The 16,690-nt window shown below is 41.5% G+C and carries 13 protein-coding genes; 10 read left to right on the top strand and 3 right to left on the bottom strand.

Annotation, left to right across the window (positions count from 1 at the left end; all coding sequences use genetic code 11):
• Window positions 1-139: 139 nt before the first annotated feature.
• A complete protein-coding gene (locus QZZ43_RS16860; protein ID WP_291861776.1) occupies window positions 140-598 on the bottom strand; it encodes a hypothetical protein in 459 nt (152 codons plus the stop codon).
• Window positions 599-987: 389 nt separating this feature from the next.
• On the opposite strand from QZZ43_RS16860, the gene QZZ43_RS16865 reads away from it, so the two are divergent.
• The 3 genes from QZZ43_RS16865 to QZZ43_RS16875 all read left to right on the top strand — a co-directional run bounded on the left by QZZ43_RS16865 (window position 988) and on the right by QZZ43_RS16875 (window position 4,300).
• Window positions 988-2,910: a tetratricopeptide repeat protein gene (locus tag QZZ43_RS16865; protein WP_291861778.1), complete on the top strand. Its 1,923-nt coding sequence runs from the start codon at window positions 988-990 to the stop codon at window positions 2,908-2,910.
• A gap of 46 nt (window positions 2,911-2,956) precedes the next feature.
• Window positions 2,957-3,433 (top strand): hypothetical protein, encoded by a 477-nt coding sequence (locus QZZ43_RS16870; protein WP_291861780.1) that lies wholly within the window; start codon window positions 2,957-2,959, stop codon window positions 3,431-3,433.
• 285 nt (window positions 3,434-3,718) lie between these two features.
• Window positions 3,719-4,300: a thioredoxin family protein gene (locus tag QZZ43_RS16875; protein ID WP_291861782.1), complete on the top strand. Its 582-nt coding sequence runs from the start codon at window positions 3,719-3,721 to the stop codon at window positions 4,298-4,300.
• A 230-nt stretch (window positions 4,301-4,530) separates the two neighbouring features.
• On the opposite strand, the gene QZZ43_RS16880 is transcribed toward QZZ43_RS16875, so the two are convergent.
• Window positions 4,531-6,126: a glycoside hydrolase family 28 protein gene (locus QZZ43_RS16880; RefSeq protein WP_291861784.1), complete on the bottom strand. Its 1,596-nt coding sequence runs from the start codon at window positions 6,124-6,126 to the stop codon at window positions 4,531-4,533.
• A 445-nt stretch (window positions 6,127-6,571) separates the two neighbouring features.
• Between QZZ43_RS16880 and gpmI the strand changes: the two genes are divergently transcribed.
• The 4 genes from gpmI (at window position 6,572) to QZZ43_RS16900 (ending at window position 10,919) form a co-directional block, all read left to right on the top strand.
• Window positions 6,572-8,098 (top strand): 2,3-bisphosphoglycerate-independent phosphoglycerate mutase, encoded by a 1,527-nt coding sequence (gene gpmI, locus QZZ43_RS16885; protein WP_291861786.1) that lies wholly within the window; start codon window positions 6,572-6,574, stop codon window positions 8,096-8,098.
• A gap of 155 nt (window positions 8,099-8,253) precedes the next feature.
• Window positions 8,254-9,294, top strand: a complete 1,041-nt coding sequence (locus QZZ43_RS16890; protein WP_291861788.1) for a GMP reductase — start codon at window positions 8,254-8,256, stop codon at window positions 9,292-9,294.
• A 140-nt stretch (window positions 9,295-9,434) separates the two neighbouring features.
• Window positions 9,435-10,034, top strand: a complete 600-nt coding sequence (locus QZZ43_RS16895) for a DUF3109 family protein (protein WP_291861790.1) — start codon at window positions 9,435-9,437, stop codon at window positions 10,032-10,034.
• 174 nt (window positions 10,035-10,208) lie between these two features.
• Window positions 10,209-10,919 (top strand): YebC/PmpR family DNA-binding transcriptional regulator, encoded by a 711-nt coding sequence (locus QZZ43_RS16900; RefSeq protein WP_291861791.1) that lies wholly within the window; start codon window positions 10,209-10,211, stop codon window positions 10,917-10,919.
• Between the two features lie 229 nt (window positions 10,920-11,148).
• Here the strand turns inward: QZZ43_RS16900 and QZZ43_RS16905 are convergent, their stop codons facing one another.
• A complete protein-coding gene (locus tag QZZ43_RS16905) occupies window positions 11,149-11,601 on the bottom strand; it encodes a DUF302 domain-containing protein (RefSeq protein WP_291861793.1) in 453 nt (150 codons plus the stop codon).
• A gap of 283 nt (window positions 11,602-11,884) precedes the next feature.
• On the opposite strand from QZZ43_RS16905, the gene QZZ43_RS16910 reads away from it, so the two are divergent.
• From QZZ43_RS16910 to QZZ43_RS16920, 3 genes are all read left to right on the top strand, one after another.
• Window positions 11,885-13,249: a dipeptidase gene (locus tag QZZ43_RS16910; protein WP_291861795.1), complete on the top strand. Its 1,365-nt coding sequence runs from the start codon at window positions 11,885-11,887 to the stop codon at window positions 13,247-13,249.
• Window positions 13,250-13,561: 312 nt separating this feature from the next.
• Window positions 13,562-15,754, top strand: a complete 2,193-nt coding sequence (locus QZZ43_RS16915) for a glutamine synthetase III (RefSeq protein WP_291861796.1) — start codon at window positions 13,562-13,564, stop codon at window positions 15,752-15,754.
• A gap of 192 nt (window positions 15,755-15,946) precedes the next feature.
• A partial coding sequence (locus QZZ43_RS16920) for a tetratricopeptide repeat protein (protein ID WP_291861798.1) occupies window positions 15,947-16,690 on the top strand: 744 nt, incomplete at its 3' end.

Genomic DNA, 16,690 nt, shown 5'->3' on the forward strand with positions numbered 1-16,690 from the left:
AGAGCAACGGACTGAAAATCCGTGTGTCCCTGGTTCGATTCCAGGTGGTACCACAAAAAAAAAGGTCGGCAAATTTTGCCGGCCTTTTTTTGTTTAATCAAGTGTTTCAAGGTTTCTGTGAAGGTTTTGAATATCAATATTAGAATTGAGCATAAAAGGTGTCAAAGTTAGTCATCCAATCTTCCAGTTCAATCACTTCGGTATCATTGTTTTCTTCTGAAGTGAAAGCCTGTGCGTCCAGCATCCAGTCTTTGATAGCCAGGGTCTTCTCATAATCTTCGAAAAGGGATTCGTCCAGCATCCAGTCTTCTAATTTTACCAGATTTTCGTAATCTGTGAATAAAGTCTCATTAAGCATCCAGTCTTCAATGGCAATTATCGGGTCAATGGTCTGGTCAAAGCTGGTCATCCATTCTTCAATCTCAATTATTTCGACTTCTGTATCGAAAGCTTCTACATTCAACATCCAATCTGCAACTTCAATGTTCTCTTCATATCCTTTGTTGAGCGATGCTAAAAATTCCTGTGAAGGATTTGTGGCTTTAATAGTAAGGGTAAAAGTAAGGGCGATGAGTGTAAAAATAGCTGAAGTTTTCATATCTGGTTCCTCCTGTTTTTTTGTTTTTTAATATTGGGTAGTTGCTGATGTTTCTACAATGGATGTGCCACATTTCACAAGGAGGTGAAATACAGGTCGTTATGAAAGGGGGTGAGAAAATGAGGGTTCCTCTGTCTGTACGCTTGCGCGACAGATTGGTGTTCGGAAACGGACAGCAGTGTCTAGGGGTTCCATCCGGAATTTGTTAAATTATTTTTTTACTTTTGAAAAACTGATTTGGATTATGGATAATCCAGAATAATCTATTTTGATGCTCAATGATTTGCGAATATTATCGGTCTAAATAATTTTGATTTTATTTCTTGTTATTTGAACATCTCAACACAGAGATTCATGAATTTATCAGTCAAACTAAAAACTCTGCCCCTATGAAAGCACTATTTTTAACCCTAATTCTTTCTTTTCTTAGCTTATTCTGCTATTCTCAAGAGGACCGAAGCCTCATTTACAATAATGACGGTGTTGTGCAGATGAATAAGCGCGATTTTTCATCTGCAATTGAGTCTTTTTCCAAGGCAATTATGGAAGATTCGCTTAACAGCCTTTTTTATAGGAACCGTGCTTATTGCTATTTTTATGATGGTCAGTACGAAAAATCAGAAAAGGATTTTCTTCAATGTATTGCGTTGGGTGATGAGAAACCTGAATTCTTCTATTATTTGGGGTTGGGCCGATATAATAATAACGACATTCGGAATGCCTTGGATTATTATGGTCGTGCCATAGAGTTGGATCCTCAGAACAGTGATTATTACTACCGCCGGGGCATTGCTTTTTTAAAAGATGAAAGCTTCGAAGATGCTGTTAGCGATTTTCATTTGTCAATAAAGTTAAATCCCCAACATGCAGCTTCTTACTTTCATCGTGGTCAATCCTATCACATGCTTCGAAACAACAGAGCTGCTTGTGCTGATTGGACGGTAGCGGAAAAATTAGATCCCGAACTGACTGCTGAACAATTCGAAAAAGTTTGTTCAGGAAACGATAATACCGAATGGCACGATCTTAAAGAGGTTACCGAACTTGAAACCGTTAAAAAGCCTGTTTTTGATAAAATAGATTTTGAGGAGTTTAAGAAATATGTGACAAAAGAAATATCCTTTCCTCCTCAGTTGCTTCGTAGTGAGTCAATTGTTTATTCCTCTCACCGGCTGTCAATTTTGGCTGATGGCTCTGTTGGAAATATTGAGAAATTACATTCCGGATCAGCGTTGCTTGATAAGGCATTTAAGAAAACTGTTTTGGAGGGTGAAGACCTTTGGGAAGGAGGAAATATAAATGGCATTCCTGCTGATTTTAAGTTCGTGGGACCCATAGGTTTTTTTACTTCTGAGTATAAAGAGGAATCCGAAAGGCTGAAAAAGCTCATTGATGAAGAAATTGTTAGAAGAGATGATGCAACGGCATTAAAACACTGTAATAAAGTACTTGAACTGCATCCTTATGAAATTGACATGCTTAGAATGCGCATTGTTTTAAATTCCAGACTAGGGAACGATGTTCAGGTTTCTACTGATAAGGAGCTGCTGAATGAATTGACGCAGATTAAATTTAGGTATAAACCGGAAGAGATAGTCGGAGTAAAAGCTGAGATGCTCATACTCCCTGAAGACTCGGTGACAATTTTTTACAATGAGGATTGGCATATTACCAACCAGGATAAAGCGGTTTATTTCCGTAAGGGCATCTGGAGTAAAAGTAAGAATTTCTTTATCGGTACAGTTTCTGATTATATGTTGGTTGACAGCGTATTGATATCAAGAATTAATTATGTCCCGGGCGTGAAAAAAGAAGGAGAATACCTGGCCAGGTATCCCGATGGGAATAAGCAGGCTGAAGGGAAATTTGTAAATAATAAAATGGATGGGCGATGGAACTTTTTTGCTCAGGATGGTACCCTTCGATATGTGGTTAATTTTGATGACAAATATTTTAAGTTCCGTGTGTTGAATGATGACCAGGGAAATGATATTCTGAATCTCCCGAAGGAATCTTTTGAATTGAAGTTGAGTAGGTATATATCACTGAAGGGAGCTTTTGAAAACGGACAGAGAGATAAAACCTGGGTTTTGGAGGCCAATGATAAAAAGTTGATTCGGGAAGTGTACAAAGAAGGGGAGTTTGTTCGTGGTCTCTATTTTGAAAACGGCGAACGGATACCTTTGCCGTCAAGTGGGTTGAATCCTGTTATTTTTACCCCGACCAATATTGCGGTGACTGAGCGCCTTATTTTTGACAGTAAAGAAACGTTTGATGCCTATCCCTTTATTAACTCCAGAGTGGTGCAATAACAGGGGCGGTTTATTTTTTCGTACCTTTGAAGAAATTCCAGGAAAAATGTCAAATGATTTTAAGATAGAATTTTACGGACACCGAAGATTGGGTGCTTTTCGAAAACGGCTTTACATTGTTTGTGGGGTGATTCTGATATCGGTAGGTTTATTCGGGTTGTTTAATCAGTCGCCCGCTTCCAATCTGTTTTTTCTTTCATTGGCGCTGTTGCTGGGTGGAATTGGAAATGTGGTTTTTGCTCTTTTTGACCGAAGACTTTTAAAAGAACGAAATTATGTGAGGATATCCTCAGATAAAGTGAAGTTTAAAAACTCCCGGCAAAAACCGAAGTCAATTCGGCTGAAACAGCTTTCGGATGTAATTATTCAGGGTCAAAAGGCAGAGTTTATCAAATCTGACCAGTCTGTTGCGATTTATGATTTTTCTGGTTTTCCTCTGAGTGTGGGAAATGAGATTGCCACCGTTTTGAAATCTCTGGTCAACGTGGATGCCTCAGGGGCAAATTCTGCTCGTTTTGTATGACACCAAAAATCCGCAAGGAATGATTAAAAAAAATCGCGATATCCCTTGCGGATTCGATAAAGTAAATCATCTCATTTGGACTCATGCTTCACCCAAATGAGTGATTTTCTAAATCGGGGTTAACCTGTTTCCCACCAAGGTTATTAAAGAGAAATGTAAAACCTTTGCGGAAATTAGGTAACAATGGATAGTCTTTAGGAATTAGTTTTTAATCGTTGATCATTTGATAAACCCCTTGTAATTTTGTAGGTGTGAGTTATTGTGATGAACTAAAGATTTATTGTTATGGCATTTACTTTAAAAACAGGACAACAAGCGCCGGACTTTAATCTTCCCGCCACGGATGGGAAGAAATACTCTTTGAACGACTTCCACGACGCCTCATGGTTGGTGGTCTTTTTTACCTGTAACCATTGTCCTTATGTACTGGGGTCGGACGATAGTACCCGACAGACGGCCGAGAAGTTTGCCGGTAAAGGGGTGCGTTTTGTAGCTATAAATTCCAATAGTGCAAACACATATCCCGAAGATGATTTTGACCACATGGTGAAGCGTATGGAGGAACAAAGGTTTCCCTGGATTTATCTGCGGGATGAAAGTCAGGATGTTGCAAGGGCTTATGGAGCTTTACGTACCCCACATTTTTACGTTTTTGATAAAGAGCGGAAACTTGTTTATACCGGTCGTGGTGTCGATTCTCCCCGCGATGCATCGAAAGTGACGGAAAACACACTTGATCTGGTTTTGGGAACGCTTACAGATGGAAAACCATCGCCTGTTGAAATGACCAATCCCATTGGGTGTAATGTGAAATGGGATGGCAAAGAAGCCCACTGGATGCCAGCCGACGCTTGTGATTTGGTGTAGCCATTTTCTCAATACTCCGTTAAATAATAGCCTTAAGCTTTTGCAATGTATTGAAAGCCACTTGTTTGCACTAAAAAAAACGTTTGGTTGTTAAAATTCAGTATATCAAGATTGTACGAAGTATCTTACATCTAAAAATCTAACGAACTATTGTTTTCTATTAATCACTGGAAAATATTTAGCAAAAAAAAAGCAGGAATATTTGAAGTGAGACACTAATTAGGGTTATCCTACCAGTTGGCGGTAGGATAAGTGTCGATAAGTACTTTTTTATCGGCTCCCTCCTCAAAATCTATATCTTTCTCCGAAAGGCCCGGTGCAATCACAGCCCCGGTATATTTTCCTTTAAGTAAAATCGGTCGGCCTTTTGTTTCGTCTTTCAGAACCACATCTTTGAGACTGATTTCATATACATCCTCGGCAATCAATGCTCTTTCTTTTGATTCCACATAAATATCGTTCATCACCAGATTTTTCACCCTTGCCAGGCGTATTCCTTCTTCGGAGTTGATTACTGAAATGTTTTCCAGATGGATGTTCTCCAGCCATTTTTCGGGCAGGCCATTCATTACGATGGCATTAGGTACGCCGTCGATTTTCACGTTACGGATATCCACATTGCGCATCAGCGGGGAGGGGCCAATGCCTGCGCCGGTATAGGCCGTATTGAAATTGATGGCTTCGTATGAAATGTTTTTCATCTGGATATCCCTGATAATGATATTTTCAGTTACATTCCCTCGACCACGTGCTGTTTTGAACCGAATGCCTCTGTCGCATTTTTCAAAAATGGCGTCATGTACATAAACGTTTCGAATACCACCCGAAGTTTCACTTCCGAACACAACTCCGCCACTTCCCGTACGCACATCGTAAGCAAAGTAGTTGCGAATCACCACATTCTCAGTAGGAATATTTATTTCAAGGCCCTCTTCATTGAAACCTGATTTCAGCACAATGGCGTCGTCGCCTGTACTCAGGTGGTTGTATTCCAGCAATGCTTCACGGGAAGAGTCTAGTACAATGCCATCTCCATTGTGCGATTCCACGCTGTGTATTGTGATATCGCGCACAACAATGTGACTGGAATAAACCAGGTGAATGTTCCACATGGGGCTCTCGCGAAGGGTGATGCCTTCAATGAAAATGTCTTTTGATTTCCAGAATACAATAAAGTTAGGACGCATTCCCTCTTTGCCTGCACCTTTCCCAAAATTTTTTCTTAGTGAAAGAGGAGCTTTGGTGGCTTCTGCACGGGGCTGAACAGTTCCCCATTCCAACCAGTGTTTTCCCTGGCCTTCGAGAATTCCTTTGCCGGTGATGGCCACATTTTCAACTTTGTTGGCGTAAATTAGCGAAGAGTAGTTGTAAGCTTCCACTCCTTCGTACCGATGTTTTACAACTGGTAAGTAATCTTCTTTATCCTCACTGAAAAAGAGGGAAGCACCATCTTGAAAATGGAGGTTGATGTTGCTTTTGAGATGAATGGGGCCGGTAAGCCAGTTGCCTTCGGGAATTAGAACTTTACCACCGCCAGCACCAGCAGCTGCATCAATGGCTCTGTGGATGGCTTCCGTACATTTTATGTTGTCAGCCCCCATTTCTTCGGCCGCGAAATCCCGAATGTCAAATGTGTTGTCCGGGAAAACAGGCCTTTCAAAAGAAGGCATGACAAAAGGAGCATTTACGGGAGCAATTTCTTCCGGTACTTCACTGAATCTGTTGTTCTGTGCTGGGGTTGTTCCCCATGAAAAAATGGAGAAAATCAGTACTGTAAAAAGTTTTCGTTTTGTCGTGTCCGCGAACTTGTTTCTTAAAGTGGCCATATCAAAAGGTGGTTATAATCTTGAAATGGTAAAATTAAAAGAAAAAACATACAATAGTTGTTTGAAGTTGGGGGATGAATTATCAAATAATTGTCAAACAGTGATTTGTTATGGCCTTGATTGTCTTTTTTCGGAGTTGTGAATGAGTTTTTCTACTTTATCTGATGTTGAAATGGAGTCTGTTTCCAAGGATTCAGGAAATATCATTGGTTGATTTGTTAAATTGTCCTGAATGATGGGGTGAAAAAGAAGAGAGATTTGAGGCAGGTTTTTCAGGATTATTTTTTTCTGTTATTGGACAACGATAGATTTTTAACATCCTTAACATCATCTGCTTTTTTTTTGAAGGCAATTTAGGTACTTTTGGCCCTCATTGTAAACTCAATGGAGAGTTGTTTGTTTCTTCGTTGTAAGAACGTCTATTCAATAAAAAAACAAAATAATTATGGATAAAAAGACCATACTAATTATCCTCGATGGATGGGGATACGGAAAAAAAGATAAATCGGATGTGATCTACACTGCAGGAACACCTTATTTCGAGAGTCTGGTGAAAAAATATCCCCATGCGCAACTTCAGGCTTCCGGCGAAAATGTGGGGTTGCCCGAAGGTCAGATGGGAAACTCGGAGGTAGGACATTTAAATATTGGCGCAGGTCGCGTTGTTTATCAGGACCTTGTGAAAATTAATCTTGCAATTAAAGACAACAGCATCTCGGAAAATCCTGAGTTGGTGAAAGCTTATAATTACGCCAAAGAGAATGACAAACAAGTACACTTTCTTGGTTTGGTTTCTAAAGGTGGGGTGCATAGCAGCCAGGAACATCTTTACAAATTGACGGATGTGGCGAAAGATTTTGGCCTGGAAAAAGTATTTGTTCACGCTTTTATGGATGGTCGTGATACTGACCCCAGAAGTGGGAAAGGTTATATGAGCGAGTTGCTCGATCATCTTAAAACATCGGTGGGAAAAGTGGCCTCCGTTATTGGTCGCTACTACGCAATGGATCGGGACAAGCGTTGGGAGCGTGTTAAAGATGCTTACGATGTGATGGTGAACGGAAAAGGTGAAGAAACCACTGATTTGCTGGGTGCCATTCAGAACTCTTATGAAAATGGTGTTACCGATGAGTTTATCAAACCTATTGTAAATGTTGACGAGAATGGGAAGCCTGTTGGTTCCATTCAGGAAGGGGATGTGGTTGTTTTCTTCAACTTTAGAAATGACCGGGCCCGTGAAATCACACAGGTGCTTACACAGCAGGATATGCCGGAGTATGGCATGAAAACCATTCCTTTGCATTATTGTACACTTACCCCTTACGACACCACATTTAAGGATATGCACATCCTTTTTGATAAGGACAATGTGAAAAACACAATGGGCGAGGTGGTTGCGAAAAACGGACTGAAGCAGTTGCGCATTGCGGAGACCGAAAAATATGCCCATGTAACTTTTTTCTTTTCGGGTGGACGTGAGGACGTATTCGAAGGAGAAGATCGCATCCTGATTAATTCACCTAAAGTTGCCACTTACGATCTTCAGCCCGAAATGAGTGCTTATGAAGTGAAAGATGCCATTGTAGGGGAATTGAATAAGCAAAAATACGATTTCGTTTGCCTGAATTTTGCCAATTGCGATATGGTTGGGCATACCGGGGTGTATGATGCGATTAAAAAAGCTGTCAAAGCGGTTGACAATTGTTTGAAAGAGGTGGTCGAAACAGCCAAAAAGAACGGTTACGAAGCCATCATTATTGCCGACCACGGAAATGCTGACAACGCAGTGAATCCTGATGGGTCTCCTAATACTGCTCACTCGCTGAACCCGGTTCCTTTTATCTGGGTGACAGAGCGCAAAGGGAAGGTGGAAGATGGAATTCTGGCTGACGTTACTCCTTCTTTGCTTAACCTGATGGGGGTTGAACAACCCGAAGAAATGACCGGACATAGCCTTGTTTCCTTAGAATAAGTCATTTGTTATTAAAAAGAGGCTTTGCCTCAGGATAAACTAAACAAAGGACAGTATCCCGACGGATGCTGTCCTTTTTTTGGGAATTAATCAGGGTTTGACGAATCATAAATATGACCGTAAATTATTTGTTGAAAAAACTAAAAAGTAAATAAATGAGAATCGAAAATGATGTAAAACTGGGATTTAAGGATGTGATGTTTCGTCCTAAACGCTCAACGCTTTCAAGCCGTGCGCAGGTGGATGTGGAACGCACTTTTAAATTTTTGCACACAGGGATTGAGTGGACCGGGGTGCCGGTGATGGCTGCTAACATGGACACTGTAGGAACATTTGAAATGGCCAAAGTTTTGGCGGGTATGAAGATGTTTACTGCTGTACACAAACATTATCCTATTGAGGAGTGGAGTGGCTTTTTGTCTTTGGCCCCCAGGGGGATAGAAAACTATATTGCGGTAAGTTCGGGAACCGGAAGTCAGGATTTGGTGAAAGCAGAGAAGATCTTTCACCTTCATCCGCATTTGAAGTTTCTGTGCATTGATGTGGCCAATGGTTACTCTGAACATTTTGTGAGCTTTGTAAAACAGGCAAGAACGAAGTTTCCGGATAAAGTAATTATGGCAGGCAATGTTGTCACTGGAGAAATGGTAGAGGAGTTGCTGCTTGCCGGAGCTGATATTGTTAAAGTGGGTATCGGGCCCGGTTCGGTTTGTACTACACGGGTTAAAACCGGCGTGGGATACCCGCAGTTGTCTGCTATTATCGAATGTGCTGATGCAGCTCATGGTATTGGTGGTCAAATTATTAGCGATGGCGGCTGCACTACGCCCGGTGATGTAGCCAAAGCTTTTGGCGCGGGAGCCGACTTTGTGATGCTGGGTGGAATGCTGGCCGGCCATGATGAAAGTGGTGGTGAAGTGATTGAGAAAGATGGAAAAAGATACAAGCAGTTTTATGGAATGAGTTCTTCTACGGCCATGGAAAAACATGCTGGTGGGGTTGCGGAATATCGCGCCAGCGAAGGCAAAGCCGTTGAGGTGGATTATCGTGGCCCGGTGGAACAAACCATTCAGGATATTCTTGGAGGACTTCGAAGCACTTGCACTTATGTTGGGGCAGGTCGTCTCAAAGAGTTGACCAAGCGGACAACCTTCATCCGAGTGGCTGAACAGGAGAACAGAGTCTACAACGAGTAGCAGCTTAAGGCCGTTGCAACGACCGGATAGTGATGTTTTATGTGCTGATTGATTGTATTTTAGTTTGAAAAAATAGGAGCGTGTTAATAAAACTTTAACTTTGCAGCTTCAAACCTATTAAAGTTAAGAGCGAGAAGTAAATGGTTCAAATAGACGACAAGATTATTAGTCTGGATATTTTTAAGGAGCATTTTTTATGTGACTTACCAAAATGCCTTGGTAGTTGTTGTGTGGAAGGCGAGTCGGGTGCTCCACTGGAAAACGAGGAAACAGCAATTCTGGACAGAATTTATCCAAAAATCAAACATTGGCTTTCACCCGAAGCTGTGGAGATTGTTGAGAAAAACGGAACATGGGAAACAGATGCCGATGGAGACAAGGTAACCCCGATCATACATGGACGTGAATGTGTTTATACCTATTTTGATGGAGAAGGGGTTTGCAAGTGTGTTATTGAGAAGGCTCACGATGAGGGGTTGGTTGATTTTAAAAAACCGGTTTCCTGTCATTTGTATCCCATTAGGGTGGATAAATATCCGACGTACGAGGCACTCAATTATCATGTGTGGCCGGTTTGCAATCCTGCCCGTGAATTGGGAAAACAGATTGGAATTCCAGTTTTCAAATTTCTGAAAGAACCCATTATCCGAAAGTATGGTGAGCGATTCTATGAAGAATTGGAGGATGTAGCCGGAGAGTTGGACAAAATGGAAGCTGAAAAATTGAAAGAAACGGAATAGTTTTTTTCAGTTAAAAATATTGAAGAGTCATGGTTTTGCCATTTTTTGCAAAGCAATGACTCTTTTTTTATGGAAGTGGAAAATTTAAATGGTCTATTGGGTTTCATTTTTAAAAAACAGGATTAAATTTGCGGGGTTAAAAAAATCAGTTTTCATATTTTTAAAGATTATCGAATGGGACGCGCGTTTGAATATCGGAAAGCCAGAAAGCTCAAAAGATGGGGAAATATGGCCAAGACATTTACCAAGATAGGTCGGGAAATTGCGATTGCAGTAAAAAGTGGAGGACCCGATTCTACTGCCAATCCTCGTCTTCGCGTTTTAATTCAGAATGCCAAGGCGGCCAATATGCCCAAGGACAATGTGGAAAGGGCAATTAAAAAAGCATTGGGAAAAGATCAGGCTGATTATAAAGAGGTGGTTTATGAGGGATATGCTCCACATGGCATCGCCGTTTTGGTGGAGACCGCTACCGATAATCCCACGCGTACTGTTGCCAATGTGCGTAGCTATTTTAACAAAGCTGGCGGCTCTTTGGGAACCTCCGGAAGCGTTGACTATATGTTTGAGCACAAATGCAGCTTTAAAGTTAAATTGAAAGAGGGAATTGACCTGGAAGAACTGGAACTGGAACTAATTGATACCGGAGTTCAGGAAATTTTCGCCGAAGATGAGTTTATCATGATTTATGGCGATTTCGAAGCTTTTGGTCCCATTCAGAAGTATTTAGAAGAAAATGACTTTGAAATAGAAAATGCAGAGTTTGAGCGTATTCCTCAGGAAACCCGCCCTTTGTCAGAAGAGCAGACTGCCGATATCGAAAAATTGCTGGCCCGCTTTGAGGATGACGACGATGTGACCAACGTTTTTCACAATATGGGTTGAGAAATTAAAGGCTGAATTGTTAACCAATACTCCGTTAGATTTTCGTAGGCGACTGATGATAAAGGATCTTAAAAAGAAGATTGATGATTGCGAACCTTTGATAATAAAACCTTTGTGTCATCGCATCTCTTCGTTTAGGCTTTTATAACGAACTACTGATAATGTGTATAGGACAAAAAAGAGACCGGTTTCATTGGAAACCGGTCTCTTTTGGTTTAACAATTGTATCTTAATCCGTCACAGTAGTGGTTATCTCCTTAATCTCTTCGGCTATTTCTGTAAAAACTTCTATCGCCTCTTCGGTTACTTCTTTGCCGGCTTTTGCATAATTGCTCCAGGCGACATAGGTTTTTCCGTCTTCTTTTTCATAAACGGCCACGCGGCAGGGAAGCATGGATTGCACTTTTCGGGTATCGTCATTCTTTAATAGTTCGTAAGCAAAGTTTGCATTGCACAAAACCAAAATGGTAGCGGGCAATACTTCCTTGTTCTTTTTTTTCAGGATGGCTTGCATGTTGTGCTCTGCCGGAATAGCCCATCCAGCTGCTACAGCTTCCTCTTTCAGTGTTTCTACGGTTTGCTGAAAGTTGTATTTGCTTGTTTTCTCAAAAGCTCCATCTTGTGCTTTTGTACCTTGCCACGCAAGTGTAATTACTGCCAACAGGAATAATAATTTTTTCATGACTGTTTGTTTTTGGGTTATCATATTTTACTAATTGAAACATTTAGATGTTTCGAAATGTTCAGTTTGAGAATCAAGGCATGTGAAACTTGATATCCCTCATTCTCTTTTGTGAGGCTTTTTATTAATTTCGAGTCTGAATTTTTTTGGGTCTCAAAAGTATCTAACCTCTAATTTCTAACGTCAAACCTTTAACCGCCTTCTAGCCATTGTATTAGGAGTTGAAATGAATAAGCCGGTTCGTCCGAATTTTACTAATTTTTAAAAGATAATTTATAAGTATATGAAAGACATTAAACAATACATTGAAGAAAACAAAGAGCGTTTCTTGGAAGAGCTGTTTGAGCTTATCAGGATACCATCAATCAGCAGTGACTCAGCCCGCAAAGGAGATATGCTCCGGGCTTCAGAAAAGTGGAAGCAAATATTGCTTGACGCCGGTGCGGACAGGGCCGAGGTGATGGAAACAAAAGGCCATCCGGTGGTTTTTGGCGAGAAAAAGATTAGCGATGATGCCCCTACAGTACTGGTTTACGGACATACCGATGTGATGCCTGTGGACCCGTTGGAGCTCTGGAATAGTGACCCGTTTGAGCCGGTTATAAAGGATGGAAAGATATGGGCCCGGGGTGCCGATGACGACAAGGGACAGGCTTTTATGCATGCCAAAGCATTTGAATATCTGGTAAAAACCAATCAGCTGCATTGCAACGTGAAGTTCCTGATCGAAGGCGAAGAAGAGATAGGTTCTGAAAACTTGCCCGAATTTTGTGAGAATAATAAAGAGTTGTTGAAGGCTGATGTGATTTTGGTGTCTGATACAACTATGCTGGCTCCTGAAACACCTTCTATTACAAGCGGCTTAAGAGGCCTTGCTTACTGGCAGGTTGATGTGACCGGTCCTAATCGTGATTTACACTCCGGAATGTTTGGTGGAGCGGTTGCGAATCCCATCAATGTTCTTTCTAAAATGATTGGTGGCTTGCTTGATGAAAATGGGAAAGTAACGGTTCCCGGGTTTTACGATGATGTACTGGAGGTAAGCACAGAGGAACGCGAACTTATGGGACGTGCACCTTTTAATGTGGAAAAGTACAAAAAATCCATCGGAGTAGAAGCTCTTCAGGGTGAAGCCGGGTTTACATCGCAGGAAAGAACCGGAATCAGGCCTTCTTTTGATGTTTGCGGAATCTGGGGCGGATATACCGGTGAAGGAGCTAAGACTGTTTTGCCGTCCAAAGCTCATGCAAAGGTATCTTCTCGTTTGGTTCCTCATCAGGATCACCATAAAATTGCACGGCAGTTCAAAGAATACTTTGAATCAATTGCTCCGGAGGCTGTAAAAGTGGAAGTCTCTGTTTTACATGGTGGTCAGGCTTATGTTTGTCCAATTGATATTCCTGCCTACAAGGCTGCAGAGAAAGCCTATCAGGAATCTTACGGCATAAGACCTGTGCCTGTGCGCAGTGGGGGCTCAATTCCTATAATATCTACATTTGAACAAATACTGGGAATTAAATCGGTGCTGATGGGATTTGGATTGGAGAGTGACGCTATTCACAGTCCTAATGAAAATTTCCCCCTGGAGCAGTTCTATAAAGGCATTGAAACCATACCTTATTTTTACAAATATTTTGCCGCTCAATAAATTGAATGCTTAATTTTTGCCGATTACATCCCTCTGGTTTTCTTGTGGGGATTTGAAAAAAAAAAGAAGGTGCTTTTCTAAAGTACCTTCTTTTTTTGGGGGGTGGTTCTGATTATTCAATTTCCAAATTGTGAAGACTGAATTTGATTTAAGGTCACTTTTTTTGCATAAAGCACTAAAAAATGAATTTCACCTTTAAAAAATAGGGGTTTTGTCCTTAAAAACAATTAAAAAATAAAATTTAACCCCAAAAAAATTATAAGTGGAATAAAAAATCATATATTTGCAGAAGTTAACTCGAAAACATTAGTTATGGCAAAATTGAGATTTACCGCATTGGAAGAGCTTCTTACCAGGGAGCCAAAAAAGAGTGAGGGCACCAGGATGCCTTCATCTGATTATTATGGGCAAATGGTTTTTGACCGTCCCAAGATGAAAAAATATCTTTCGCCTGAAGCGTTCGTGCACGTCATGGAAGCTATTGAGAAAGGAACCAGAATTGATCGCAAGATGGCAGATCAGATTGCATTGGGCATGAAAGCATGGGCAATGGAAAACGGTGCTAGTCATTATACTCACTGGTTTCATCCGCTTACCGACGGAACTGCCGAAAAGCATGATGCTTTTCTGACTTTTGGCGAATTTGGTACTATGGTGGAAAGTTTTTCCGGTTCTTTGTTGGTACAGCAGGAACCTGATGCGTCCAGTTTTCCTTCAGGAGGAATTCGAAACACCTTCGAAGCCCGCGGTTACACCGCCTGGGATGTCTCTTCGCCTGCATTTATAATTGGATCTACTTTGTGTATTCCGACCATTTTTGTTTCCTATACTGGTCATGCCCTCGATTATAAGTTTCCTTTGCTGAAAGCCTTGCATGCTGTTGACAAAGCAGCTGTTGATGTTTGTCAGTTTTTTGATAAAAACGTAACAAAGGTTATTAGTAACCTTGGATGGGAGCAGGAGTATTTCCTCATCGACGAAGCCCTTTTTCAGGCCCGTCCGGATCTTATGCTGACTGGTCGTACCTTGATGGGACACTCTTCTGCCAAAGATCAGCAGTTGGATGACCACTATTTTGGTTCTATCCCAACACGGGTGATTGCTTTTATGGAGGATTTCGAAAAAGAGGCTTATCGGCTTGGGATTCCTGTAAAAACACGTCACAATGAGGTTGCTCCTAACCAGTTTGAGGTAGCTCCTATTTTCGAGGAGACCAACCTGGCCAATGATCACAACCAGTTGATCATGGATGTCATGAAGCGCGTGGCTCGTCAACACAAATTCAGGATTCTCTTCCATGAAAAGCCCTTCAAAGGGGTTAACGGTTCCGGAAAACACAACAACTGGTCGTTGAGTACTAACACCGGTGTCAACCTGTTGTCGCCCGGAAAAAATCCTAAAGGAAACCTTCAGTTTCTTACATTCCTGGTCAATGTTATGAAGGCTGTTTATGATAATCAGGAGGTTCTGCTTGGTAGTATTATGTCGGCAAGCAATGCCCACCGTCTGGGAGCCAATGAGGCACCTCCGTCGATTATCTCTATTTTCCTGGGAAGTCAGATTTCTGCTATGCTCGATGAGTTGGAAAATAGAGTTTCTGATAAGAAAATGACTCCTGACGAAAAGACGGCGCTCAAACTGGATATTGGTAAGATTCCTGAAATTCTTCTGGATAATACCGATCGTAACCGTACGTCTCCGTTTGCATTTACCGGTAACCGATTCGAATTCCGGGCTGTGGGTTCTGCAGCCAACTGTGCTTCTTCTATGATAGCCCTCAATACTGCTGTTGCAAGTCAGTTGAAAGAATTCAAAAAAGAGGTGGATGCACTCATCGAAAAAGGAGTTAAGAAAGATGAAGCAATATTCCAGGTGATTAAGGAATATATTAAGCATTCTAAGGATATTCGTTTCGATGGTGATGGTTACTCTCAGGCGTGGGTTGAGGAAGCTGCCCGTCGTGGCTTGTCAAACATATCTAGTGTTCCCGAAGCCATCAAAACCTATTTGTCGGAGAAAGCCAGGAAGCTTTTTGTGGACAACGGGGTGCTTACCAACGTGGAGATTGAAGCCCGCACCGAAGTGGAAATGGAAAAGTACACCAAGAAAATCCAGATTGAAGCGCGTGTACTTGGAGATCTTGCTCTGAACCACATTGTGCCAACTGCCGTTCAGTACATGAATACACTCATTGAGAATGTTCAGGGACTGAAAGATATTTTCGGCGACAACTCCGAATTTCAGGATCTCGCCGGAGATAGGCTGGATTTGATAAAGAAGATATCTTACCATATTCAAAACATTAAGAATAAGACCCACGAGATGGTTGAGGCCCGTAAAGTGGCCAATAAAGTTGAAGAAATGGATGAGATGGCAGAAATGTATGAGCAAAAGGTTTGTCCTTATCTGGAAGACATCCGCTATCATATTGATAAGCTTGAGTTGACAGTTGATAACGCAATTTGGCCCCTGCCAAAATACAGGGAACTTTTGTTTACCCGTTAACGAACGGGAGAGGTTTTGACTCGGGAGTGTCTGTTCTTTTTAGGAGCAGGCACTCTTTTTTTGTGAGAAAGTTATCCCCCGCCAACGTAATCGCACCTTTTGCAGATAAAATATATTGTACTATTTTTCGTTTCTGTTTTTGTTAACATTAACTTTGAGAACTGTGAACAGAATTTTAATCCTTATAGTTTTATGCTTCGCCTAATTACCCGTTTTTTTTGCCTCTTTACCCTGGTTGGTTTTTTTGTTTTTTTGCTCTCCGGATGCAGTGCAGAAGCGAAGCTAGCCTCAGGTGTGAAGCTATATGAGGTGGGAGAATACAGCCGTTCGGTTGAGAAATTCAGGAAAATGGATTTTGACAACCGTTTCTATCGGGCGCAGGCTTCCTTTTATCTGGCTATGTCTTACTATAATATTGGACAGGCAGGTAGAGCTGCGGCCTATTTTCAGCGTGCAATCCGGTATGGTTTTCCTGATCCGGTAGCTAATTTCTATCTCGGTCAGTCGTTGCGAATGCGGGAAGAATATGAAGAAGCTATTTTGGCTTATGAAACCTATCTGGAACATGATGTTGGAAACCGGGCTGCTCTGAATGGTATTCAATCTTGTAAAATGTCTCTGCAAAATCCTCAGGAAACCCGATATGTGGTGGAGGAAAATCGTGATTTGAGATCTCGGGAGAGTGATTATTCGCCTGCGTTTGCCGGTGACGACTATTCTACTGTTTATTTCTCTTCGATGCGTGGGGGCGATAAAAAAAAGAATGTCAATCAAATAACAGGTCAGGGTAGTTCTGTGATATATAGCTCCATTCAGGACGGAAAAGGTGGGTGGGAAAATCCGGTCCCGTTTGTTGGAACAGAAGATCCTGTACACGATGATGGTGCCGCTGCTTTTTCGTCTGATGGAAAAGAGATGTTTTTTACGCGTTGTATT

Origin of the sequence: Marinilabilia sp., from assembly GCF_016278715.1 — a bacterium.
GTDB lineage: Bacteria > Bacteroidota > Bacteroidia > Bacteroidales > Marinilabiliaceae > Marinilabilia.